Source organism: Brevibacterium epidermidis NBRC 14811, assembly GCF_001570805.1.
Lineage (GTDB): Bacteria > Actinomycetota > Actinomycetes > Actinomycetales > Brevibacteriaceae > Brevibacterium > Brevibacterium epidermidis.
The window spans coordinates 149028-172364 of the sequence record NZ_BCSJ01000011.1 but is presented as its reverse complement, the minus strand read 5'-3'; the positions used below and the strand labels follow the sequence as shown (position 1 = coordinate 172364).

Annotated in this window: 18 protein-coding genes; 4 read left to right on the top strand and 14 right to left on the bottom strand. The window is 63.6% G+C overall.

Annotated elements, in window-relative coordinates:
- Nucleotides 1-11: 11 nt before the first annotated feature.
- Both dapC and fdxA read right to left on the bottom strand, forming a co-directional pair.
- On the bottom strand, nucleotides 12-1133 hold the full coding sequence (dapC, locus tag BEP01S_RS08010; RefSeq protein ID WP_062242099.1) for a succinyldiaminopimelate transaminase: 1122 nt from the start codon (nucleotides 1131-1133) through the stop codon (nucleotides 12-14).
- 3 nt (nucleotides 1134-1136) lie between these two features.
- Nucleotides 1137-1463, bottom strand: a complete 327-nt coding sequence (fdxA, locus tag BEP01S_RS08005; protein ID WP_039210571.1) for a ferredoxin — start codon at nucleotides 1461-1463, stop codon at nucleotides 1137-1139.
- Between the two features lie 190 nt (nucleotides 1464-1653).
- Between fdxA and BEP01S_RS08000 the strand changes: the two genes are divergently transcribed.
- Nucleotides 1654-2739: a GNAT family N-acetyltransferase gene (locus tag BEP01S_RS08000; RefSeq protein ID WP_062242097.1), complete on the top strand. Its 1086-nt coding sequence runs from the start codon at nucleotides 1654-1656 to the stop codon at nucleotides 2737-2739.
- A 76-nt stretch (nucleotides 2740-2815) separates the two neighbouring features.
- Here BEP01S_RS08000 and BEP01S_RS07995 read toward each other — a convergent pair whose 3' ends face one another.
- The 7 genes from BEP01S_RS07995 to BEP01S_RS07965 all read right to left on the bottom strand — a co-directional run bounded on the left by BEP01S_RS07995 (nucleotide 2816) and on the right by BEP01S_RS07965 (nucleotide 14421).
- On the bottom strand, nucleotides 2816-4576 hold the full coding sequence (locus BEP01S_RS07995) for a VanW family protein (RefSeq protein WP_244882158.1): 1761 nt from the start codon (nucleotides 4574-4576) through the stop codon (nucleotides 2816-2818).
- Between the two features lie 48 nt (nucleotides 4577-4624).
- On the bottom strand, nucleotides 4625-5947 hold the full coding sequence (locus BEP01S_RS07990) for a PIG-L family deacetylase (protein WP_039210568.1): 1323 nt from the start codon (nucleotides 5945-5947) through the stop codon (nucleotides 4625-4627).
- 52 nt (nucleotides 5948-5999) lie between these two features.
- Nucleotides 6000-7910 carry a translational GTPase TypA gene (gene typA / locus BEP01S_RS07985; protein ID WP_039210565.1) on the bottom strand — a complete coding sequence of 637 codons (1911 nt, stop codon included), beginning with the start codon at nucleotides 7908-7910 and terminating at the stop codon, nucleotides 6000-6002.
- Between the two features lie 106 nt (nucleotides 7911-8016).
- Nucleotides 8017-9939 (bottom strand): ABC transporter ATP-binding protein, encoded by a 1923-nt coding sequence (locus tag BEP01S_RS07980; RefSeq protein WP_062242095.1) that lies wholly within the window; start codon nucleotides 9937-9939, stop codon nucleotides 8017-8019.
- Nucleotides 9939-10970 (bottom strand): ABC transporter permease, encoded by a 1032-nt coding sequence (locus BEP01S_RS07975; protein WP_062242093.1) that lies wholly within the window; start codon nucleotides 10968-10970, stop codon nucleotides 9939-9941. Before BEP01S_RS07975 ends, BEP01S_RS07980 begins: the two co-directional genes overlap by 1 nt.
- Nucleotides 10967-12511, bottom strand: coding sequence for an ABC transporter permease (locus BEP01S_RS07970; RefSeq protein ID WP_062242091.1), 1545 nt, complete (start codon nucleotides 12509-12511; stop codon nucleotides 10967-10969). The genes BEP01S_RS07975 and BEP01S_RS07970 overlap by 4 nt, the downstream gene beginning before the upstream one ends.
- A 104-nt stretch (nucleotides 12512-12615) precedes the next feature.
- Complete coding sequence (locus tag BEP01S_RS07965; RefSeq protein ID WP_062242089.1) at nucleotides 12616-14421, bottom strand: ABC transporter family substrate-binding protein; 1806 nt, start codon at nucleotides 14419-14421, stop codon at nucleotides 12616-12618.
- A 259-nt stretch (nucleotides 14422-14680) separates the two neighbouring features.
- Between BEP01S_RS07965 and BEP01S_RS07960 the strand changes: the two genes are divergently transcribed.
- Nucleotides 14681-15265: a hypothetical protein gene (locus BEP01S_RS07960; RefSeq protein WP_062242087.1), complete on the top strand. Its 585-nt coding sequence runs from the start codon at nucleotides 14681-14683 to the stop codon at nucleotides 15263-15265.
- 51 nt (nucleotides 15266-15316) lie between these two features.
- On the opposite strand, the gene BEP01S_RS07955 is transcribed toward BEP01S_RS07960, so the two are convergent.
- The 5 genes from BEP01S_RS07955 to BEP01S_RS07935 all read right to left on the bottom strand — a co-directional run bounded on the left by BEP01S_RS07955 (nucleotide 15317) and on the right by BEP01S_RS07935 (nucleotide 20390).
- On the bottom strand, nucleotides 15317-15970 hold the full coding sequence (locus tag BEP01S_RS07955) for an MBL fold metallo-hydrolase (RefSeq protein ID WP_062242085.1): 654 nt from the start codon (nucleotides 15968-15970) through the stop codon (nucleotides 15317-15319).
- Between the two features lie 71 nt (nucleotides 15971-16041).
- Nucleotides 16042-17112 carry an NADH:flavin oxidoreductase/NADH oxidase gene (locus BEP01S_RS07950; RefSeq protein WP_062242083.1) on the bottom strand — a complete coding sequence of 357 codons (1071 nt, stop codon included), beginning with the start codon at nucleotides 17110-17112 and terminating at the stop codon, nucleotides 16042-16044.
- A 28-nt stretch (nucleotides 17113-17140) separates the two neighbouring features.
- Nucleotides 17141-18775, bottom strand: a complete 1635-nt coding sequence (locus tag BEP01S_RS07945) for an SLC13 family permease (protein WP_062242081.1) — start codon at nucleotides 18773-18775, stop codon at nucleotides 17141-17143.
- 97 nt (nucleotides 18776-18872) lie between these two features.
- Complete coding sequence (locus tag BEP01S_RS07940; RefSeq protein WP_062242079.1) at nucleotides 18873-19652, bottom strand: alpha/beta fold hydrolase; 780 nt, start codon at nucleotides 19650-19652, stop codon at nucleotides 18873-18875.
- A 96-nt stretch (nucleotides 19653-19748) separates the two neighbouring features.
- Nucleotides 19749-20390, bottom strand: coding sequence for a thymidine kinase (locus BEP01S_RS07935; RefSeq protein ID WP_039210544.1), 642 nt, complete (start codon nucleotides 20388-20390; stop codon nucleotides 19749-19751).
- Between the two features lie 157 nt (nucleotides 20391-20547).
- Here BEP01S_RS07935 and BEP01S_RS07930 point away from each other — a divergent pair, with 157 nt between their 5' ends.
- Both BEP01S_RS07930 and BEP01S_RS07925 read left to right on the top strand, forming a co-directional pair.
- Nucleotides 20548-22776 carry an NADP-dependent isocitrate dehydrogenase gene (locus BEP01S_RS07930; protein WP_062242077.1) on the top strand — a complete coding sequence of 743 codons (2229 nt, stop codon included), beginning with the start codon at nucleotides 20548-20550 and terminating at the stop codon, nucleotides 22774-22776.
- 101 nt (nucleotides 22777-22877) lie between these two features.
- A complete protein-coding gene (locus tag BEP01S_RS07925) occupies nucleotides 22878-23336 on the top strand; it encodes a LapA family protein (protein WP_062242075.1) in 459 nt (152 codons plus the stop codon).
- Nucleotide 23337 lies beyond the last annotated feature (1 nt).

Here is a 23337-nt window from a genome sequence, read left to right as displayed (position 1 = left end):
CCTCTCCGCGATCAATTCGCGGCGCCGCGAAGACGCTCGGCCGCCGCCCGAATACGTTCGTCTGTGGCGGTCAGCGCGATCCGCACATGATCGGCAGCCGCCGCCCCATAGAACTCGCCGGGACCCGCGACGATGCCGAGTTCGGCGAGGTCAGCCAGGGACTCCCAGCAGTTCTTGTCCGCGGTCGACCACAGGTAGAGGCCGGCGGTCGAATGGTCGATGCGGAATCCGAAGGCCTCGAGCCCCGAACGCAGCTGCTCGCGCCGCGACCGGTAGGTCTCCTTCTGCGCCAACACGTGTTCGGAGTCGCGCAGTCCGGCAACCATGGCTTCCTGGATCGGGAACGGCACGATCATTCCCGCATGCTTGCGTGACCGTGTGAGATCGGAGATGAGCTCGGCATCACCGGTGACGAACGCCGCCCGGTAACCGGCGAGATTCGACTGCTTCGACATCGAATACACGCTCAGCACACCGTCAAAGGACTCCCCCGCGGCCGACAGCACGCTCGTTGCCGGCTGATCGGATTCCCAGTTGAGCAGTCCGTAGCATTCATCCGAGGCGACGACGACTCCGGCGGCACGAGCACGGCGAACCACCTCGGCGAGGGTGTCGACATCGAGGACCTCACCGGTCGGATTGCTCGGAGTGTTGATCCACAGCAGACCAACGCCGTCCAAGGAGGCTCCGTCGACGATCTGCCCGGCGTCGATACGGCGGCATTCGACCCCGGCGATCGTCGCACCCATCTCGTACGTCGGGTAGGCGGCGGAGGGACAGGCGACGGTTAGTCCGCGTTCGCGTAGCCCCAACAGCGTCGGCAACCAGGCGACGAGCTCCTTCGAACCTACTGTCGGCAGGATCTCTGTGGCGGGATCGAGCTGGACCGAATGCCAGTTCTCGTACCACCAGGCGATGGCCTCGCGCAGCTGCGCAGTACCGGCAGTCGTCGGGTAGCCGTGGGCATCAGATGCGTCCGACAGGGCCTGCCTGATCACCTCGGGGGTCGGGTCGACGGGCGTGCCGATGGAGAGGTCACACACTCCGTCGGGGTGCTCGGCGGCCCGATTCCGGAATTCGGTGAGTCGGTCCCAGGGGTAGTCCGGAAGGTCGAGTCCGAAAGCGTTCGTCATCGTTCAGTCGTCGTGGTTCTGCGGCGGCAGGGCGGCGATGATCGGGTGGTCCTTGCCCGTGTTGCCGAGCTTCGCAGCGCCTCCGGGCGAACCGAGATCGTCGAAGAATTCGACATTGGCCTTGTAGTACTCTTCCCACTCATCGGGCACATCGTCTTCGTAGAAGATCGCCTCGACGGGGCACACGGGTTCGCACGCCCCGCAGTCGACGCATTCGTCGGGGTGGATGTAGAGGCTGCGTTCGCCCTCGTAGATGCAGTCGACGGGACATTCGTCGATGCAGGCCTTGTCCTTGAGGTCGACACACGGCTGGGCAATGATGTACGTCACTGGGCTGACTCCTCGCAAGACTCACAGATGGTGCGCATATACATCCCACAATACGCCTTCGGCCGATTCCTGTGACCACCCGTCTCAGGTGATTCGCATTGCATCTGACATGGCCGCTGAGGCCTGCGCCCGACCGGGTCCGGCGTGTCATAGGGTGGGAGGGCATCAATTTCGCGGAGGAAGGCCAGAAGTGGACGATCTGCAGCCCGGCAGACGAGTGGTCGTGCGGTATTCGCTCGAGCCCGGTGACACCCATTCGACGTCCGATGCCCTCGGCGTCGTCACAGCCGTCGACGAGGCGGGGCTCGAGATCGATACGAAGCGCGGTCCCCTGCGCATCGCCCGCGACCAGGTCCTCCTCGTCCACGAAGTGCCACCGGCTCCCACGAAGGCCGGGCGCACGCATGAGATCGTCTCCGCCGTGGATCTGCGGCGCATCTCCGCAGCTGCGTGGCTGCCTGAGGATGTGTCCTGGCTGCACGTGGAGAATCTGCGGAACGAGGGCACCGAGGCAGCTGCCGAGGTCAGCCTGCTGCAGAAGGGCTGGCTGCTGCGTCATTCGGATTCCGCGACCCGGCGTGCCAATTCCTGCCTGCCCGTGACCGATTCGGGTCTGGGTTGGGAACAGGGACTCGACGCCGTCGAGGAGTGGTATCGGACCCGTGGCAGGCCCAGTCGCGTCCAGATCTATTCCGCGGACGATTCCTCGACGCTGGCTCCCGAATGCGAGGGGCTCGCACCCCTGCTCTCGGCTCGCGGATACACCCCGTCAGAGGCCACCCTGCTGCTCACCGGTGCCACGACCGAGGCGGCCGGTGGTGCGTCCTCCCCCGCCGAGGCGGCCGCTCCCGGGCTGATCATCGACGTTTCCGATGCGCCGACTTCCGAGCATTTCGCCGCGTGGACGTCCCAGCGCAGCCCCGGTGAGGAACCGGGTTCCGCAGAGGCGTTCCGAACGCTCATCGAAGCCGATCAGCCGTGTGAGTTCGTCACCGCCTATGCCGAACATCCCGATGGCTCCAAGTCGATGGTCGCCGCGTGCAGAGTCGCCGAGCGCAGCAAGTGGGGTGTCATCACGAACCTCATCACGCGCCCCGACCTGCGGCGACGAGGTGCTGGACGCTCTGTGACCGCCGCTGCGGCCGCACTGCTTGCCCAGCGCGGAGTCAGGTCCTACCTCGTCGATATCGAATCGAGCAATGAGGCGTCGCTGGGCCTCTTCGACTCACTCGGTGCGACTGTGCGGCACCGTTCCTGGTACGCCGAGGCACGCTGACCGGCTGCAGGCCAGCCCGGCTGACGGGATGTCGCTGCCGTCGCGCTCAGAGGTTTGCCGTCTTGCAGAAGTCGGCTCAGCCCTTGCACTCGACCTTGTTCACGGGCCGGTAGACCGTGGTGAAGCCGTCTTTCGTGGTCTTGCCCGAAGCGATGTCCTTCATGGTCCGAGTGATTCGGATCGACCAGCCGCCCTTCGGCGACTGCGGTGAGCACGACGGTCCGCTTTCGGTGACCGAACCCGGCGAGGTGTGGTTGAACCGGTCGGAGGCATCCGCCGACACGTCGTACTTCTTCACGCCGAACACCTTCGCGTGGACCTCTCCGTCTTTGAGGTACATATCGAGGACGACCGGGGTCTTCGAGTTGTTCGTGAACTTCATATCGATCGAGGACCAGTCGAGGGTCGACTCTCGGCCTTCCGGATAACGGGAGATATAGCGCGAATGCGCTTGGTGCTCGTCGAGGTCGAAACCAGCGAAGAACGCGGCATTGAACAGCGTCGTCGATACCTGTGAGACGCCGCCGCCGTAGTCCTCCTTCATCTGCCCTTCGGAGATCACGCCGGCAGGCTTGTAGCCGTTTGCGGCGGTGCGCTGGCCCAGAGCCTCGTTGAGGGAGAACTGCTCACCGGGCTGGAGCACGGTTCCGGAGACCTTCTTCGAAGCCACCCGCAGGTTCGTATCGCGGTTGGGCTCGGAACTGTACCCGGTCGAGAAGTGGGACACGGTGTCGGAGACATCGGCCTTCTTCGCGTCCTTCGTCGTGAATTCGGGTTTGACGGAGGCCAGCGTGACGGTCGGCTTGTCGTCCTTGCCGTTGATGGCATCAGTGACTGCGGTGGTCAGCTCCTTGGCCTTGATCCCGATTCCGTCGCGGGAGGGCACGACCTCGGGCTTGCCTTCCTTGATCTTGAAACTGGCGTCTTCGGCCGGTCGGCCGATGTCCTTGTTCGCGTCCAGCACTGCCTTCTGCAGCGCTTCCTGATCGAACACGGGCTTGAGCTTCGAGTCCTCAGCTTTGAAAGTCAGTGTCTTCGCAACGGTCTTCGGGGACACTGTGAGGTCACCGCCCTTGACCTCGGAGTCCGCATCCTTTGCGGGCTTCGCGGTGATCGTGAGGTCCTTGCTCACGGCATCTTTCGCGAATTCCTCGGCCATGTCTTCGGCCTCAGAGGTGGTGATATCGGGATCGACGCTCTTCGGGGTCACCGGCAGAGCATCCTCGGTGCGCAGCCATTTCTCGTCGACGGCGGTGCGTACGGCGGCGGAGTCGACGGTCTGTCCCTTCTTGCCGTCCTTGACCTGCGGTGTGGTCTTTTTGTACTCGAGTTCGGCGTCCTTGGGTTCGACTGCGAGGGATTCCGTGACCTTCGCGGTCTCCTTGTCGAACTTCTCCTCGTCGACCGCGATGACGGGATCGACCTCGTCTTCGCCGAACAGGCGGTCCCAGATGACGGTGGGGTCGAGGCTGAAGCCGGTGATGCGCTCGACTGTCGCTTCCGCGTCGAAGGTGATTCCGGCCTTCTCCGGGTCGAGCTTCGCGGTCGGCTCTCCGGCTTTCAGGACGATGCTCTTCTCAGCATCGTCGCGCAGGTCGTTCCGCAGAGTGTTCTCGGCGTCTGTCGCGGACTTGCCGCCGATGTCGATTCCGGCCACGGTCGTCCCCGGTGCCAGCATACGACCGCTGAAGAAGCCGATCACCACGTAGATGGCGGCCAGTACGATGACGGCCACGAGGATGAACGGCCAGACCGACTTCTTCCGGGCAACGCCGCCGGACGGGTCGGGCCCGCCGGGGTTCGAGGTTCCATCATGCAAGGTATTGGTCGGCATCATTCTCCCGAGGGTGTCGATAACGACTGATTCGGTGCGGTTCGCACGAGTCTAGCGAGTGCGATCGTGCCCGCGCACGTTGATGAAGGAGAAGACAGCGGCCAGGACCATCGGTCCGAGCAGCCACACAACTGAACGAAGCAGTCCGGTGACGATCATATCTGAGCCGGGCAGCCACTTCGGCTGACCGAAGGCGAAGGACAGCACGGCGATGATGACGGCGGCGACCAGCATCGGGGCGCTGCTGCGGTACATCGTCTTCAGATGCCACAGTCCCGCAGCCGCCAGGGCAAGGGCCAGCACGACTCCCCACGGCAGGATGATCGGAGTCTCACCGAGGTTGATCACCGTGACGTTGAGGTGCTGCATGGTGCCGAGGAAAGCGATGAGCAGTCCGAGCACCGCGGCGTGGAGGTAGGCGAAGATCCCCGGTTTCCGAGGTTCGCGACGACGTCGCAGGGGTGCGGCCGCTGCCGTGTTCTGCTGAGCCTCGACCGCTGCGATGTCGAGCCCGGTGAGCACGTGCGGAGCCGGTCCGGCGCTGAGGATCTCGTGCGGGATCGGGGTCCCGGCCCCGATGGAGAAGAATTCGTGGTCGCCGATCTTCTGGCCGACGCCGTTGGACAGGGCGAAGAAGCCGCCGGACACACTCACCTGGGTGCGGTGGGCCTCGAGGGCCGCCCGTTTCGCCGGCAGCACCGAGGTGACGTCCTGGTCGATGACGATCTGGCCGACCGGGGGTTTGGCCGGGATCGTCTCGGCGGCGGCGAAGCCGGTCAGTGCGAAACCGTCCTGGTTCGGGTCGAACGAACGGCGTGCCACCTCGGTGGGGGTGTCGACATAGAGGAGCCGACCGGTCCGCCATTCGGCAAGGTCGAAGGCCATCGTCGTGGCTTCGTGCACTCGCACATGATCGGGGTGCCCGTATCCGCCGTTGGCGGCATACGTGATGACCGCGTGCGGTTCGAGGGCATCGATGACGGCGGCGATGTGCCTGGCAACAGTGGTGACATCAGTCGCGCACAGGGCGTTGTCGGTCATCGACGCAGCGGGCCGGGCGTGCCCGTCGGGTCCCCATTCCATTCCCGAATCCTCGAAGGTGCGGGTGGTCCCGCCGAGGAAGGTGTGCATGCGCACGCCCAGAGCACGCATCGCCTCGGCGATCTCCTGTTCCCGGACCCGCGCGAGTCCGGCACGATCACCTTCGAGCTGTTTGAGGTCGGCGGGGATGACCTCGCCGCCCTCACCGCGGGTGGCGGTGAGCACCATGACCTCGGCACCCTCGGAGACCAATGCGGCGATCGTGCCGCCCGTCGTGATCGTCTCATCGTCGGGATGAGCGTGCACGAGGAGGACGCGTGGCGTATCAGTCATTGGTTCCTGGGTGCTCGAGGTCATTCGGTGCTGCCGGAAGTGGAATTCCGACTCAGGCGTTCTGGCGGCGCAACTTCGCGTAGAGCTTTGCGCGTTCCTTCTGATCGAGTTCGACCTTGCGGATGCGGATGGCGCCCGGGGTGACCTCGACGCATTCGTCTTCGCGGGCGAATTCGAGGCTCTCTTCGAGGGTCAGCTTGCGCGGCGGGGTGAGGTTCTCGAAGTTGTCAGCCGATGCCGAACGCATGTTCGTCAGCTTCTTCTCCTTCGTGATGTTGACGTCCATATCGTCGGCGCGCGAGTTCTCGCCCACGATCTGGCCCTCGTACACCTCGGAGGTCGGTTCGACGAAGAACGATCCGCGGTCCTGGAGGTTGATCATCGCGTACGGGGTCACGGTTCCGGGACGGTCGGCCACGAGGGATCCGTTGATGCGGAATTCGATGTTGCCGGCCCACGGTCCATATCCGGCGGAGATCGTGTTCGCGATTCCGGTGCCGCGGGTCTCGGTGAGGAACCGGGTACGGAAGCCGATGAGGCCGCGAGCCGGAACCTTGAACTCCATGCGCACCCAGCCGGTGCCGTGGTTCGTCATGGTCGACATGACGCCCTTGCGTGCAGCCAGCAGCTGGGTGACGGCGCCGAGGTAATCCTCCGGCACGTCGACAGTGAGCTCTTCGAAGGGCTCGTGGACCTTGCCGTCGACCTGCTTGGTCACGACCTGAGGCTTGCCGACGGTGAGTTCGAATCCCTCACGGCGCATCTGCTCGACGAGGATGGCCAGAGCCAGCTCACCGCGGCCCTGGACCTCCCAGGCGTCGGGGCGTTCGGTCGGGACGACCTTGAGGGAGACGTTGCCGACGAGCTCCTGGTCGAGGCGGTCCTTGACCATGCGCGCGGTGACCTTCGTGTTCTTCTCACGGCCGGCCAGCGGGGAGGTGTTGATGCCCACCGTCATCGAGATCGCCGGATCGTCGATGATGATCGCCGGCATCGGCTTCGGGTTGTTGATGTCGGTGAGCGTGTCACCGATCATGATGTCGGGGATGCCGGCGACGGCGACGATGTCACCGGCCGAGGCCTCCGAGGCGGGCACTCGGTCGAGGCCCTGGGTCTCGAGCAGCTCGGTGATCTTCACCGAGCTGATCTCGTCTCCGCGAGCCCAAGCAACCTGCTGGCCTTTCTTCAGAGTGCCGCCGAAGATGCGCAGCAGCGCCAGACGGCCGAGGAACGGTGAGGCGTCGAGGTTCGTGACGTGCGCCTGGAGAACGCCATCGGAGTTGATCTCCGGTGCCGGGATCGTCTCGAGGATCGTCTTGAACAGCGGCTCGAGGTCGGGGTTGTCCGGGACCGCTCCATCGGCGGGCTGTTCGAGGGAGGCGGCACCTGCCTTCGCGGCGGCGAAGACGACGGGCACGTCGAGGACGGAGTCGACGTCGAGGTCCGGGACTTCATCGGCGAGGTCGGAGGCCAGTCCCAGAAGCAGATCCTGGGCTTCCTCGACGACTCCGTCGATGCGGGCATCGGCGCGGTCGGTCTTGTTAATCACGAGGATCACGGGCAGCTTCGCGGCCAGCGCCTTGCGCAGGACGAAGCGGGTCTGCGGAAGCGGACCTTCGGAAGCGTCGACGAGGAGGACGACGCCGTCGACCATGGACAGTCCGCGTTCGACCTCTCCGCCGAAGTCGGCGTGGCCCGGAGTGTCGATGACGTTGATGACGATGTGCTCGTCACCGGCAGAGGGCCCGTTGTAGAGGACCGAGGTGTTCTTCGCGAGAATGGTGATGCCCTTCTCGCGTTCGAGGTCGCCTGAATCCATGACGCGTTCGGCGAAGTCGCCGTGTTCGCTGAACACACCGGTCTGCCGGAGCATGGCATCGACCAGCGTGGTCTTGCCGTGGTCGACGTGTGCGACGATTGCTACGTTTCGGCGGTTTTCCCGTCGTGTGATGGCTTCAGTCATCAAGAACCTTTTTGAGATAGAGAGATCGGTCCAGCCCGGACCCAAAAGACAATTGTACGGCCACCCGCACGCTCTCGCGTGCAGGTGGCCGTCAGAGTGGGCGGACTCAGGCGTTCATCGTGGCTTCGAGAACCGCGTCCCGGGCTTCCCTGCGCTTGCGCTGCTCCTTCGGATCCGGAACCGGAACCGCCGAAAGCAGACGCTGCGTGTAGGGGTGGACAGGGTTCGACACGACCTGCGAGGACTGGCCGATCTCGACGAGGTAGCCGTGGCGCATCACGGCGATGCGCTCAGCGATGCGCTCGACCACGGCCAGGTCGTGACTGATGAACAGGCACGCGAAGCCGTATTCCTTCTGCAGGCTTTCGAACAGGTCGAGGACCTTCGCCTGCACGGACACATCGAGCGCCGAGGTCGGCTCGTCGGCGATGAGCAGCTTCGGTCGCAGTGTCAGTGCACGGGCGATGCCGATGCGCTGACGCTGGCCGCCGGAGAGCTCATGCGGATAGCGGTTGCGCATCGAAGTCGGCAACTCGACCGAGGTCAGCAGCTCTTCGACTCGCTTGCTCAGCGCCGGGCCCTTCATCCCCTCGTGGAGGTAGAGAGGCTCACCGATCGACTCCCCGACCGGCAGTCGCGGGTTGAGCGAGGAACCGGGATCCTGGAACACGATTCCGACTTCCTTGCGCAGGGGCCGCATCTGCTTGTTGCTCAGTCCCTTGATGCTCGTGCCGTTGACGACCATGTCGCCTTCGACAGTGGGCAGCAGCCCCAGAGCGGCGCGTCCGATCGTGGTCTTGCCCGAGCCCGACTCCCCCACCAGGCCCACGACTTCGCCGGGGGCGATCATGAGATTGATGTGGTGGGCCGCGCGGAAGGCCTTCTTCCGTCCGATCGAGGGATACTCGATCGCGGCGTCACGCAGCTGCAGGGCCGAGGGCTTCGAGAAGTCCGCCTGCGAACCGGGATGGTAGTACGTCTCCGTGGAGTCCATCTCGATATCGGGTCGGTCCTGCTCGGTCGCCTGCGCTCGTGCCTCGGCCACGGCCATATCGGCCGCTCCTGCTTCGGTGAGGCCGTCACCGCCGGCACCGGTGTCCGGCTGCCCGACCGGGTCATCAGCGTGCGAGGCCTGATCAGTGCTGATATCGGACAGCGAGGCCTCGACATCGTCGAGGCTGCCGCCGAAGACTTCGCTGTCGGTCCCTGTGCCGAGGTGGGGCACAGCCGCGAGGAGCTGCTTCGTGTACGGGTGCTGCGGCTTGTAGAAGATCTCCTCCGCAGTCCCCGACTCGACCACCTTGCCGGCGCGCATGACGATGATGCGGTCGGCCATGTCCGCCACCACGCCCATATCGTGGGTGATGAGGATGATGCCGGCATCGAGCTTGTGCTTGAGCTCGCGCATGAGCTTGAGGATCTCGGCCTGCACAGTGACGTCGAGCGCCGTGGTCGGCTCATCGGCGATGAGCAGCTTCGGCTGACAGGCCAGAGCCTGCGCGATCATGATGCGCTGACGCTGACCGCCCGAGAGCTGGTGCGGGAACGAATTGAATCGGTCCTCCGGATCCGGGATCTCGACGAGACGCATGAGTTCGAGCGCCCGCTCCTTCGCCTCGCGCGGGCCGATGTCGAGGTGGACGCGTAACGTCTCCACGATCTGGTACCCGGCGGTGTAGACCGGGTTGAGCGCAGTCATCGGCTCCTGGAAGATCACGGAGATGTCGTTGCCGCGCACGGTCTGCATCTTCTCCTGCGGCATCCCGATGAGCTCACGACCGTTGAGCTTCGCCGAGCCGGTGGCCCGACCGTTCGTCGGCAGGAGGCCGAGCAGAGACATGCTCGACTGCGATTTGCCCGAGCCGGACTCGCCGACGATCGCGAGCACCTCACCGGCGTTGACGGTGTAGTCGAGGTGTTCGGCGGCCATCCACCATTCGTCGCTGACCCAGAACTGTACTCCGAGGTCGTTGACCTCGAGGATCGGAGAGCCCTTCTTCGGCTGGGTGTCTGCTTTCTTCTCAGCCATCACTTCGTCTCCTTCTGTGCCATGCGCTCGGCCTTCTTCATCTTTCTCCAGCTCGGGATGGTCTTCATCCGCGGGTCAAACGCGTCGCGCAGACCGTCGCCGATGAAGTTCACACACAGAGCGATGACGATGATGAACAGACCGGGCCACCAGAACAGCCACGGGCGGGTGGCGAAGGATGTCTGGTATTCGCTGATGAGCTGACCCAGCGAGATGCCGGGTGGCTTGATGCCGAAGCCGAGGTAACTCAGAGAGGCCTCGAGGACGATCGCCTGGCTCATGATCAGCGTCGTGTTGACGATGATGACGCCCATGGCGTTGGGCAGCATGTGCTTGAACATGATCCGGAAATCGCTGGCTCCGGCCACGCGTGCCGAATCGACGAATTCGCGCTCGCGCAAGGACATGAAGTCACCGCGGACCAGACGAGCGAGGCCGACCCAGAGGATGCAGCCGAGTGCCACACCGAGCAGCGGTCCGTTCGCACCACCGACGAGGACGCCGAGGATCGAACCGACGACGATGACCGGCAGGATGATGAAGCCGTCGGTGATGCGCATGAGCACCGAATCGACCCAGCCGCGGTAGTAGCCCGCCACTGCACCCACGACCGTGCCGATGATCAGGCAGACGATGCCGATGATGAACATGACGACGAGTGAGATCTGGGTTCCCTTCATCACTCGCGAGAAGTTGTCGCGGCCGATCTCATCCTGTCCGAACGGGTGGTCGCCGAGAGAGAAGAAGTTCGAGAACGACCACGTCGGTGCGCCGCCGGGGTTGACCACGGGCCCGGAGGCCGTATGGCTGAACTTCCACCATCCCGGCACGGCACCGAAGCCCTGTGCGCTGAAGGCGAAGATCGCCACGAGCACGAGGACGACGATGGAGATCATCGCGCCTTTGTGACGGAGGAACTTGCGCAGGACGATCTTGCCCTGGGAGAGACCTTCGGTTTCTTTCGACTCGATCGCATTGTCCCCGACTTCGTCGAGAGCGAGAGCGTTCTGATTGTCGTTGTTGGTACTCATGCGTTCACTCGGATTCTCGGGTCGAGGACGGCGTAGAGGAAGTCCGCGACCAGGTTTGCGATGATGGCGAGAAGGCCCGTGATCAGGATGTAGGCCATGACCGGATCGAGCTCGGCGTTGCGCAGCGAGTCGATGAAGAGCTTGCCCATTCCGTTCCAGCCGAAGATCGTCTCCGTGATGACGGCGCCGCCGATCATCGTGATGATGTCGACGGGAACGACCGAGGCCAGCGGCAGCAGCGCGTTGCGCATAGCGTGCCGCATGATGACCGTGCGCTCGTTGAGGCCCTTTGCCCGTGCCGTGCGGATGTAGTCCTGCCCCATGACCTCGAGCATCGAACCGCGGGTGTAGCGCGTGTACGAGGCGAAGGAGATGAGCACCAGGGCGATCGACGGCAGCAGGAGGTGGGTGAACGAGTCGAGGTTCGTGATCCAGAAGTCGCCGTCGATGTTCGGCGCCGAGGCGCCGATCGTCGCGATCGGACGGTTGTTGATGGCCGGGTCATCCGAATACTTCTGCCATCCCTGCAGCACGCGGTCGGCGAAGATGAGCACGGCCACGATGATGGCGGTGAAGCTCGTCGTACGTGCGGTGTCCCAGGGATCCGGTCCCCGGAATGCCAGACCGACGCCGATGGCGATGGCGATGGCGACGATGAAGAGCCCGAACATCCACAGCCAGTTCATGTCGACGTAGTAGAAGAGGTTCATCAACGGCCAGTACAGGAGCGCGCCGATGACCACTGTCGTCAGTGATGCGTAGAGCACGCGACGGTTCTTCAGCCCCGTCGACAGGTACGTCATGACGATGGCCGCGCCGGCTCCGATGACGACCACGCCGAAAAGGCCGATCGTCGGGTGCTGCATCCAGCCGCTGGCGAGGATGTAGTAGATCGTGGCGAAGGTGATGACCGCGGCGGCGACGAAGGTGATGACTCGACGCTTCGCGCTGCCGCCGAGCGCACCCATCCAGAACAAGCCCATGGCGATGCAGCCGATGATGATCGGCCACCAGGATTCCAGGGTCGGATCGTTGATGAAGTTGTTGATGTCGATCGCTCCGTACTGCTTGAGCAGCACCGCCACCCAGAAGACGGGCAGCGAGTAGAGGAGGAACGAGACGAAGGTGATGAAGTAGTCGAAGCCCGAGTACTGGCGGATAGCCGAGATCATACCGACGGCGATGCCGAGGATGATGGCCACGATCGTCGAGGCGGTGATGAGCTTGATCGTATTGATGATCGCGCCCTGCAGCTGATCGGTGACTTCCTGACCGGACTTCCAGGCGATGCCGAAGTCACATTGGCCGATGGCGCAGCCGCCCACGCCTGCCAGCCACTTGAAGTAGCGGACGATTGCAGGTGTGTCGAGATCGAGGAGCCGTCGACGCGACTCGTAGAGAGCTTCGATGTTCGGTGAGGTGCTCGCGCGCAGGTCCCAGAAGAAGTCGAGCGCGACGTTGAGGAGCAGGTAGAGGACGAAAGTGACGACGAGGAGCACGAGCGCCGTCGACAGCAATCGTCGGAGGATGAATCTGATCATGATGGGGGTTCCGTTTCAATCTTCCGAAAACGCCGCTGTGGGGATCACACAGTGATCCCCACAGAAGGCTTGGGTGGAGAAGAACCGATCGCGTCAGTCGCGGATCAGTTGACTTCCCACTCCCAGTAGTTCCAGAACATCGTCGGCGACACGGACGTCGACTTCACGTTCTTGACGCTGTCGCGGTAGATCGTCAGTTCGGGGAACTGGAAGATCGGCGCGCCGAAGGCATCTTCGGTCAGCTGCTTCTCCATGTCGATGAGCAGATCCTGCTGCTGGTCCTCCTTGGACACGAGCAGCTTGTCGAGGATCTTGTCCATCTTCTTGTTCGAGTAGCCGCCGTAGTTGTTCTGAGCGCCGGTGCGGAAGTTCGCATCGTTCTCAGTGACTCCGGTGCCTTCGGACTGCCAGCCGAACAGCGAGACATCGTAGGTGCCGTCGCCGAGGCGGGTACCCCAGTTGACATCTCCGACGTCCTTGATCTTGAAGCCGGCCTTCTCAGCCGATTCCTTGATCAGCTGGAACTCCTGCTGACGACGCGAGTTCGTGTTGTCATACATGACACGCACGGTCGGGGCGTCGACTCCGGCTTCCTTGAGCAGCTTCTTCGCAGCCTTGACGTCACCGTCAGCCGCGTCGGAGACGCCGTTGACCTTGGTGATCGCGTCGTACATCGGCGATCCGGGCACCTGTGAGTAGGAATCACGGGTGACGGCCTTGTCATTGAGAGGCTTGATGATCTTCTCGACGATGTCCTCACGCGGCATCGCCTTGAGGAATGCCTGACGGACCTTCTTTGCCTTCTCCTCGTCTCCGCCGTTCGCAGCAGGGTCGAAGGGACCCTTGTTGTCGAAGGTGAAGTCGACGTGTTCATAGGTCGCACCGTCCGCGGCATCGACGGTCACACCGTCGATCTTCTCGGCAGCGGAGAGGACGTCGGCAGTCGCCTGCGGCTGAGTCATATCGACCTCGCCGTTCTCGATCGCCTGGATCATGGCCATCGGATCGCCGTTGTAGCGGACCGTGACAGTCTTGACCTTGGGCTTCACCGGTCCGGTGTACTTGTCGTCGAGTTCGAGGGTGACGTACTGTCCCTCTTCGAACTTCGTCATCTTGTACGGACCGTTGTGGACCAGCAGGTCCTCATCCTTCGGCATCGAGGTGAAGTCGAACCCGGTGTTCCACGTGTTCGAGATCTTCGACAGGGCCTTGGTGTCCTTGTCCTTGATCGCCTTGAGGATCGCGTCCTTGCCCTCCTGGGCATCGTCGACTCCGAGCGCCTTCTCCGCGACGATATGCGCGGGCACACCGACGCCGTCGGCACCGGTGCCGAACTCGGTCTGCCAGTCAGCGTAGGGCTTGGAGTATTCGAAGGTGATCTCTTTGCCGTCATCGGAGATCTCGGGGAACTTCTTGACCAGTGCCGATCCGGCGGTCGAAGAGTCGAAGTAGACGGTCTTCGCGTCGTTCTTCTTGACCGTTCCGTCGTCGTTGTTGTTGGCTTCGACGGTGTTGAAGTTCGCCGAGGTGCCTGCCCAGGTCAGCGCCAGGTCAGCGGCGTCGACGGGGGTGCCGTCGGACCACTTGGCATCGTCGTTGAAGGTGTACTTGACCTTGAGCGGGTCTTCCGAGACCTGCTCGACCTTGCCGAGCGCGCCTTCCTGAACCTCCAGGTTGTCGTCGTAGTACCCGAAGTTGTCATTCATCATGTAAGTGAGAATGGCGTTCGAGGTCGCATTGCCGTTGGCGGTCAACGTGTTCATCGACCGGAAGGATTCGTTCCAACCGATGTTGACGGCGGTGTCCTTCGACGCGTCATCGTCGTCGCCTCCGCCAGGGGGTGTGCAGGCGGTGAGCACCATTGCAGCGGCAGCCACAGAGGCACCAGCCGCGAGGAAGCGCTTGTTCACGTTCTCTCCTTGTTGTTCTAGGGCGAGTCACCCTCGTTCTTACACCCCAAAACCGGAGTGCATTCCGGTCAGATGCAACTGCTCGGCAGATGCCGAAGCGCATGTGACCGCGTTCATGTTTTTCACATGGATTGCAACAAAGCTAATTCACTGGTGACTGTGACGGAGTCCACATAATGAGCATATTTCGGAATCGTTACCGTTTCGAGACAAAGAGAACAGACAACTTTTGTTCAGTCTCAGTGGATAGGATGATCAGGTGGCTGACAGTGAGATAGATCGCAATGAGACCGACCCGACCGTCGTGCGGACGACGAGTTCGACGGCCCTGTTCTTCATCGTCGGCGGGCTCTGCGCCCTGGGCGTGATCTCGATCGTCTTCGGCGATTTTTCGCTGCGTGGTCTGGCCGCTGCGGGCATCCCGCTGGCCGTCGGCACCTTGGTCTTCGTCTTCTATCGGTATCCCCGTGTCGAGCTGCACCGACAGCAGCTCGTCTTGGTCAATCCCCTGCAGACAGTGACGATCCCGTGGAATCTCGTCGACGGCTTCGAGACGCACTTCGGTCTGAGCGTGCGCACTCACGAGAAGAAGTTCGCCTCGTGGCCCCTGGCCGGCAAGGGCAAGAAGTGGGAGAAGGATGAGCAGGGTGTGCGCCAGCTCGTCGAGAATCCGGACCCGGCCGTCGATGCCGTGCTCGACCGCTATGCGGCGCTCAGCGACGCAGAGCTGGCCAATCCCGGCGGGCAGCGTGTCGTGGAGAAGCGGTGGAATGTCGGCATCATCGCCGTGGGTCTGCTCGTGATCGCTTGGGCGCTCATCGGCTTTGCGGCGCTGCCGAGCTGAGAAACGCGCCGAACGTTTTCACCCTCCGCTGAGCGGAGGGCAGTACCGCGGTCACCAGCCGCGTTCGCGCCACTCCCCCAGTTTCGGGCGTTCTTCGCCCAGCGTCGTCGAGTCCCCGTGTCCGGGCAGCACGAGCGTCTCGTCCGGGAGCTCACCGAAGACCCGGTCTTCGAGGTCGTCCATGAGAGATGCGAAGTCCTCTGCCGACCAGGTCTTGCCGGGTCCGCCCGGGAACAGTGAGTCGCCGGAGAACAGGATCGTCTGGCCCCCGTCGCGCAGCAGCAGTGCGATCGAACCGGGAGTGTGCCCGCGCAGTGCGATGGCTTGGAGGACGAATCCGCCGAAGTCCCCGACGTCGAAGTGATCGACGGAGTGCGCGATCTCCACACCTTCCGCCTCGGTGATTGCGGCCGCGTCCGCGGCTCCGGCGATGGTCATCGCCTCCGGGAAGTTCGCCGAGGTGTCCGACAGTGCACGAATATGATCCCAATGCTGGTGGGTGGTGATGATCGCCCGCAGCGTCGGTTCGGCTTCTGTGTCCTGGGCCCCCGAGGCGACGAGTTCGGTGATCGCCGCGGCATCGTCGGCGGCATCGATGAGCACTTGGGAGCCTGTCTCCTTAGCAGTAAGGAGGTAGACGTTGTTCGACATCTCGGAGACCGCGATAGAGCGGATGACGACATGTTCGGTTTCGATCGTGTTCATTTCCAAACTCCTCAATCTTTTGTGCCTCTGCTCGCTGTGTTGTGTCTCTGCTCAAGCTGTTCAGGGATGAGTCACCAAGCGCCGCGGGTGTACTGCGGCGGGTAGGGTCCGGGTTCGGCTCCGAGGACGTGGGCGGCGCGCTGCGGCCACGAGGGTTCGCGCAGAGCGGCTCGGGCCATGAAGATCGCATCGGCCTGTCCGGTGCTGAGGATGGTCTCTGCTTGTTTGGGATCGGTGATGAGTCCGACGGTGCCGGTCGGGACGCCTTCGGCTCGGATCGCTGTAGCCAGTGACACTTGGTACCCGGGCCCGATGGGGATCCGCACGGGATAGTTGCCGCCCGAGGAGACGTCGATGAGGTCGACTCCGGCCTCTGAGAGTTCGCGGCTGACTTCGGCGGCTTCTGCGACGTCGAAACCGCCGTCGGTCCATTCGCTGGCCGAGATGCGCACGAACACCGGCACGTCGTCACCGACTTCGGCGCGCACGGCCGCATAGACCTCGTGGAGCAGACGGGACCGGCCTGCGAGGTCACCGCCGTATTCGTCGCTGCGCTGGTTCGACAGCGGAGACAGGAAGGAATGGAGCAGGTAGCCGTGGGCGGCGTGGAGTTCGACGAGGTCGAACCCGGCGTCGATGGAACGGCGGGCCGCAGCGGCGAAGGCGGCGACCACCTCGGCGATATCGTCCTTCGTCATCTCCGTCGGTTCGGCCAGCTTCGGATACGCGATGGGGCTGGCGCCGAGTGTCGGCCATCCGCCGTCGGATTCGGGGACGCTGCCCTTCGGCTCGCCGGTGAAGGGGCGATAGGTGCTGGCCTTGCGGCCGGCGTGGGCGAGCTGGATGCCGATGACGCTGCCCTGCGAATGGACGAAGTCGACGACCGCTGACCATGATTCGGCCTGATCGTCGTTCCAGATCCCGGCGTCCTGCGGTGAGATGCGTCCCTCGGGGACGACGGCGGAGGCTTCGGTGAGGATGAGTCCGAATCCGCCCTGTGCGCGGGCACCGAGGTGGACGAGATGCCAGGGGCCGGGCATTCCGTCTTCGGCTTCGCACGAATACTGGCACATCGGAGCCAGCCAGATGCGATTGGGAATCTGGGTTCCGCGCAGGGTCAGCGGTTCGAACAGCTCAGTCATGTCATCAGTCTGCCAGTTCCGCTCGACCTCACACAGCGATCCCGAATACCGGAACGGCGAGCAGATAGACGGTCGCGGTGATGAGGACGATGCCGATGACATTGAGCCACAGGCCGCCCTTGACCATCTGTGCCACGGTGACGTATCCGGAGCCGAAAGCCACTGCGTTGGGCGGTGTGGCCACAGGCAGCATGAAGGCGCACGTTGCGGCCAGCGCGACGGGAATCGTCAGCAGCAGCGGATCGAGGTCGAGTCCCATGGCCACTCCCCCGACGACGGGAACGAACGTCGCGGCCGTCGCGGTGTTCGACGTCAGCTCGGTGAGGAAGAGGATGATGGCGGCGAAGATGGCGACGACGAGGATCGTCGGCAGGACGCCGAGGCCGCTCGTGGTCTCACCGATCCATTCGGTCAGCCCCGACTCCGAGAACTGAGCGGAGAGCGCGAGGCCGCCGCCGAAGAGCAGGAGGACTCCCCAGGGCAGCTTCTCCGCGGTATCCCAGTCGAGGAGTCGGACTCCGCGGTTCGCTCCGCCAGGGATGAGGAAGAGCAGAAGGCCCACGGCCATGGCGATGCCTTCGTCGCTGATCGGCGGTTCCTCGAAGATCAGCGGCAGAGAGATCCAGCTGACGGCGGCGAGGACGAACATCGCGAGCACGAGCTTCTCACCGGTGGACATGGGGCCGAGTTTGGCCAGTTCCTCGCGGATGAGTTCGCGTCCGCCGGGGATCCTGTCGATCTCCGGTTTGAACAGGACCTTGACCAGCAAGAACCAGGCGATGGCCATCATCACCACCGACAGCGGCACACCAACGATCATCCACTGGCCGAAGCCGATGGAGATGTCGTGGTTGTCCTTGAGATAGCCGATGAGGAAGAGATTGGGAGGGGTTCCGATGATGGTGCCCAGCGAGCCGATCGACGCGGAGTAGGCGATGCCGAGCATGAGGGCGGTGCCGAAATTCGTCTTTACGACCGCACCGATTCCCGTCTCGTCGCCGCCGTCGCTGGGACTCGCTGCCTCGCTGTCGCCGCGGTCGGCTGCTTCCCCGACCTGCTCTGCGGCGTCTGCCGCGCCGCCCAGGGCCGTGCCCATGACCTTCGATACAATCATGAGCACCGACATTCCGATCGGCAGCATCATCACCGCGGTCGCCGTGTTCGAGACCCACATCGAGATGAAACCGGTGGCGATCATGAAGCCCGCGATCATCGGTCCCGGCTTGTCGCCCATGATGCTCAGCGTTACGAGGGCGATGCGGCGGTGCAGATTCCATCGCTGCATGGCCAGGGCGATGAGGAAGCCGCCGAGGAAGAGGAAGATGATCGGGTTGCCGTAGGAGGCGCCGACGGTGTCCATCTCGACGTCTGTGCCGAGTACGGGGAACGCCACGAGTGGTACAAGGGACGTCGCTGCGATCGGCAGCGCTTCCGTCATCCACCAGGCCGCCATGAGCACCGCGACTGCCGCGGTCAGTTTGGCACCATGCCCGACGTCGTCAGGCATGATCGCGTAAATCAGGGTGGAGAAGATGAGGCCCAGCAGGAATCCAGTCCACCGGATTCGCAGGGTGGTGCGGCTGATGCCGGGTTCTCGTTCTCCGGGAGAGCGCAGATCGATCTCAGTGGATGTGAACTCAGCGGAATTCGGGCGCGGGGACATTCTCACTCCTCATTGAGCAGGTGTGCCTGTGCTTTCGCACAGCCTACTCCAGATGTGGTCCCTCTACCGTGAGAATCGCCTGTGGGCGCGAATGTGCCTACAGCTGCCCGCAGAACTCCTGGATGTGGTCGACGACGATCTCGGGGTGTTCGACCATCGGCAGGTGTGCAGAGTCCGGGACCGTGACGAAGCGTGCACCCTCGATCTGCTCGGCCATCTCCGACATCGCCTCCGGGGTGCAGCCGGGATCCTGAGCCCCGGCCATGACCAGTGTCGGGGTGGTGATCGAACCGAGCTTGCCGCTCAGGTCATAGGTCTTCAGCGCCGAGGCGGCCGCGATATAAGCCTCGTCGTCGACCAGTGCGAGGTCCGTGAGGATGAGGTGGCCGGTAGCGATGTCCTCGCCGAGGAATCCGGCGGCGAACCACCGATCAGCGGTGTCATCGACGAGGCCCTTGGTGCCGTCGGAGCGGACTTCGCCGATGCGTTCGTCCCAGGATTCCGAGGTGCCGAACTTCTCGGCCGTCGCACAGGCGACGAGTCCGGTCAGCGATTCGGGATGGTTGAGCGCCAGGGTCAGTCCGACGGCGCCGGAGATCGAGACTCCGCAGTATGCGAAGGACTCCACCCCGAGCTCGGCGAGGGACTCGACGACACCGGAAGCCAGCTGTTCGATCGTCAGCGGGGCGGCCGCCTCGGCGAGGGCATCACCGGCGTCGACGGTGTGTCCGGGAAGGTCGGTGAGAAAGATCTGGAAATCGTCGGCCAACCGTGCGGCCACGGACGTCCACAGGGGCATCCTGGTGCCCAGAGCGTTGCCGAAGACGAGGACGGGAGAACCGGGATTAACGTTGAAGGCACGGACGGCGATGCGCATGGAGGCTCCTTGAGAACTTGAGGTGCGAGAGGATGTCGACTGGATTCGACGGAAATCGACGAACTGGATTCGACGGGGAAGCTGAGTCGGGATCGGTCAGGAGTCTGTCGTTGAAAGCCTACCGCCGGAGTATTCGAGATAACAGCTCGGGCACAGTGACTCATAGGTCACGGAATTGCCGTCGATGGCGACCTGATCGCCGTCGAAGATGAACTGTCCGTCGACGAGGCGGCCGTTGAACATGGCCTTGCGACCGCAGCGGCAGATCGTCTTGAGCTCTTCGAGGGTGTGCGCGATCTCGAGCAGCCGAGCCGAACCGGGGAACGCCTTGGTCTGGAAGTCCGTGCGGATTCCGTAGCACATCACCGGCACCGAGGAGGCGGTCGCGATCCGCATGAGCGAATCCACCTGGACGGGGCTGAGGAACTGCGCTTCGTCGATGAGCAGGCACGCGACCGGGGCCTTCGGGGCGTCGATGGACTCGATGAGCGCATCGTGATCGACAAAGTCCGCATGCTCGGCGTAGATCGTCTCGACGTCGCCGTCGGCGGGAATGACGAAATCGACTTCGCGGGTCACGCCCAGCCGGGACACGATCTGCGATGCACCCTTGGTGTCGATGAGGGGTTTGGCCAGGAGAACCCGCTGTCCGCGTTCCTCATAGTTGAAGGCCGCCTGCAGAAGAGCGGTCGACTTGCCGGAATTCATCGCCCCGTACCGGAAGTAGAGTTTGGCCACTGTCGTCCTCTTTCTGTTGTCCGTGCCGACACAGAAGACTACCGCGTGCCACCACCAGATGTGAGCACCATCATCGGCCTGGGCCACCTACTGAAATCGCTCAGAAGGTAGGATGGAGGGCGATAAACCCCAAGAAGATGCGGAGTGGTCCTTAACTATGGCTAAAATCATTTACACGCGCACGGATGAAGCGCCGCTTCTCGCGACGTATTCGCTCAAACCCATCATCGAAGCCTTCGCCACGTCGGCCGGTGTCGAGGTTGAGACTAGAGACATCTCTCTCGCCGCACGCGTGCTGGCCCAGTTCAACGACCGCCTGCCCGAAGACCAGCAGGTCGGCGACGCTCTGGCCGAGCTGGGCGATCTCGCCAAGACCCCCGATGCCAACATCATCAAGCTGCCCAACATCTCCGCTTCCGTCCCGCAGCTGAAGGCCACGATCGCCGAACTGCAGGCGCAGGGCTACGACCTGCCGGCCTACCCGGAAGAGCCTTCGACCGATGAGGAGAAGGACGTTCGGGCACGCTACGACAAGGTCAAGGGTTCGGCCGTCAACCCCGTGCTGCGTGAGGGCAACTCCGACCGTCGCGCTCCGCAGGCCGTGAAGAACTTCGCCAAGGCTCACCCGCACTCGATGGGCGAATGGTCGAAGGATTCGAAGACCCGCGTCGCCACCATGAGCGCCGACGACTTCCGCGACAACGAGAAGTCAGTGATCATCGACGCCGATGACACCCTGACCATCCGTCTGCGCACCGAAGCCGGCGACACCAAGGTCCTCAAGGAGTCCCTGCCCGTCCTCGCCGGCGAGATCGTCGATTCGACGAAGATGAACGCCGCCGCCCTCGACGAATTCGTCAAGGACCAGATCGCCGCCGCCAAGGCCGACGGCGTCCTCTTCTCCGTCCACCTCAAGGCCACGATGATGAAGGTCTCCGACCCCATCCTCTTCGGCAAGGTCATCGAGGCATTCTTCCCCGACGTCTTCGCCGAATACGGTGACGTCCTCGCCGAGGCGGGACTGACCTCCGACAACGGACTGGCCGCCATCCTCGCCGGACTCGACACCCTGCCCGCCGATGCGGCCGCCGGAGTCAAGGCCGGAATCGAGAAGGGCCTGACCGACGGACCCGACCTGGCCATGGTCAACTCGAACAAGGGCATCACGAACCTCCACGTACCCTCCGACGTCATCGTCGACGCCTCCATGCCCGCGATGATCCGCGTCGGCGGCAAGATGTGGAACAAGGACGACCAGACCCAGGACACCCTGGCCGTCATCCCCGACTCCTCCTACGCCGGCGTCTACCAGACCGTCATCGAGGACTGCCAGGCCAAGGGCGCCTTCGACCCGCGGACCATGGGCACCGTTCCCAACGTCGGTCTCATGGCGCAGAAGGCCGAGGAGTACGGCAGCCACGACAAGACCTTCGAGATCCCGGAAGCCGGAACCGTCGAGGTCGTCAACGCCGCCGGTGATGTGCTCATGAGCCACGAGGTCGCCGCCGGTGACATCTGGCGCGCCTGCCAGACGAAGGACATCCCCGTCCGCGACTGGGTCAAGCTCGCCGTCACCCGTGCCCGCCTGTCCGAGACCCCGGCAGTGTTCTGGCTGGATGAGACCCGCGCCCACGACCTCAACATCAAGTCGAAGGTCGAGGAGTACCTCAAGGACCACGACACCGAGGGCCTGGACATCCGCATCATGAACCCGGTGGAGGCCACTCAGTTCTCCATCGACCGCATCCGTGAGGGCAAGGACACCATCTCGGTGACCGGCAACGTCCTGCGTGACTACAACACGGACCTGTTCCCGATCCTCGAGCTCGGCACTTCGGCGAAGATGCTCTCCGTCGTTCCGCTCATCGCAGGCGGCGGACTGTTCGAGACCGGTGCGGGCGGTTCGGCTCCGAAGCACGTGCAGCAGCTCGTCGAAGAGAACCACCTGCGTTGGGACTCCCTTGGTGAGTTCCTCGCCCTGGCCGAGTCCTTCCGCCACGAGTTCAACGTCCACGGAAACGAGCGGGCCGGCGTGCTGGCCGACACCCTCGACGCCGCGACCGGCAAGTTCCTCGAAGAGAACAAGTCGCCGTCGCGCAAGGTCGGCGAGATCGACAACCGCGGCAGCCACTTCTACCTCACCCTCTACTGGGCGCAGCAGCTGGCCGAGCAGACCTCGGACGAAGCTCTGGCCGAGGCCATCGCTCCTGTGGCGAAGGCACTGACCGAGAAGGAAGACGCCATCGTGGCCGAACTCCTCGAGGTACAGGGCAGCCCTGTCGACCTGGGTGGCTACTACTACCCGAACGACGCGAAGACCGAAGCCGCCATGCGTCCTTCGGCCACGCTCAATGAGATCATCTCCTCGCTGAGCAAGACTGTCTGATCACCTGATCGACACCACTTGGGAAAGAGTCCCGGCAGCCACTGCCGGGACTCTTTCGCATTACCTCCCTTATGCGCCCCATCAGCAGATATGATGGACGCATGAGTACTCAAGACCCGCGTGGCGATTCGCAGACGCCCGAAGAGCTCCTGGCCGAAACCGATTCAGTCCTCGGCAGCGATACTCCCGCGACGGGCGAGACCGCTGCAGCGGATAAGACCCGGGAGATGTCTCCGCACGAGAGGGCTGAGCAGTCACAGCCTCCGGCGGGTCACACCGGTGAGCTGCCGTCGACGAAGGCCGGGTCCGGAATGTCGGCGGGAATGTGGGTTTCCCTCATCCTCGGCGCTGTCATCGTCGTCCTGCTGCTCATCTTCATTCTGCAGAACAATGTCCCGGCCGAGTTCCAGTACTTCGGCTGGCAGTTCGAACTGCCCCTGGGTGTGGCGATGCTCTTCGCTGCGATCGGCGGAATCCTCATCGCCGGAATCATCGGTTCGGTGCGGATCTTCGTTCTCAACCGCAAACTGAAGAAGATCAACAAGGCCTTGGGCCGCTGAT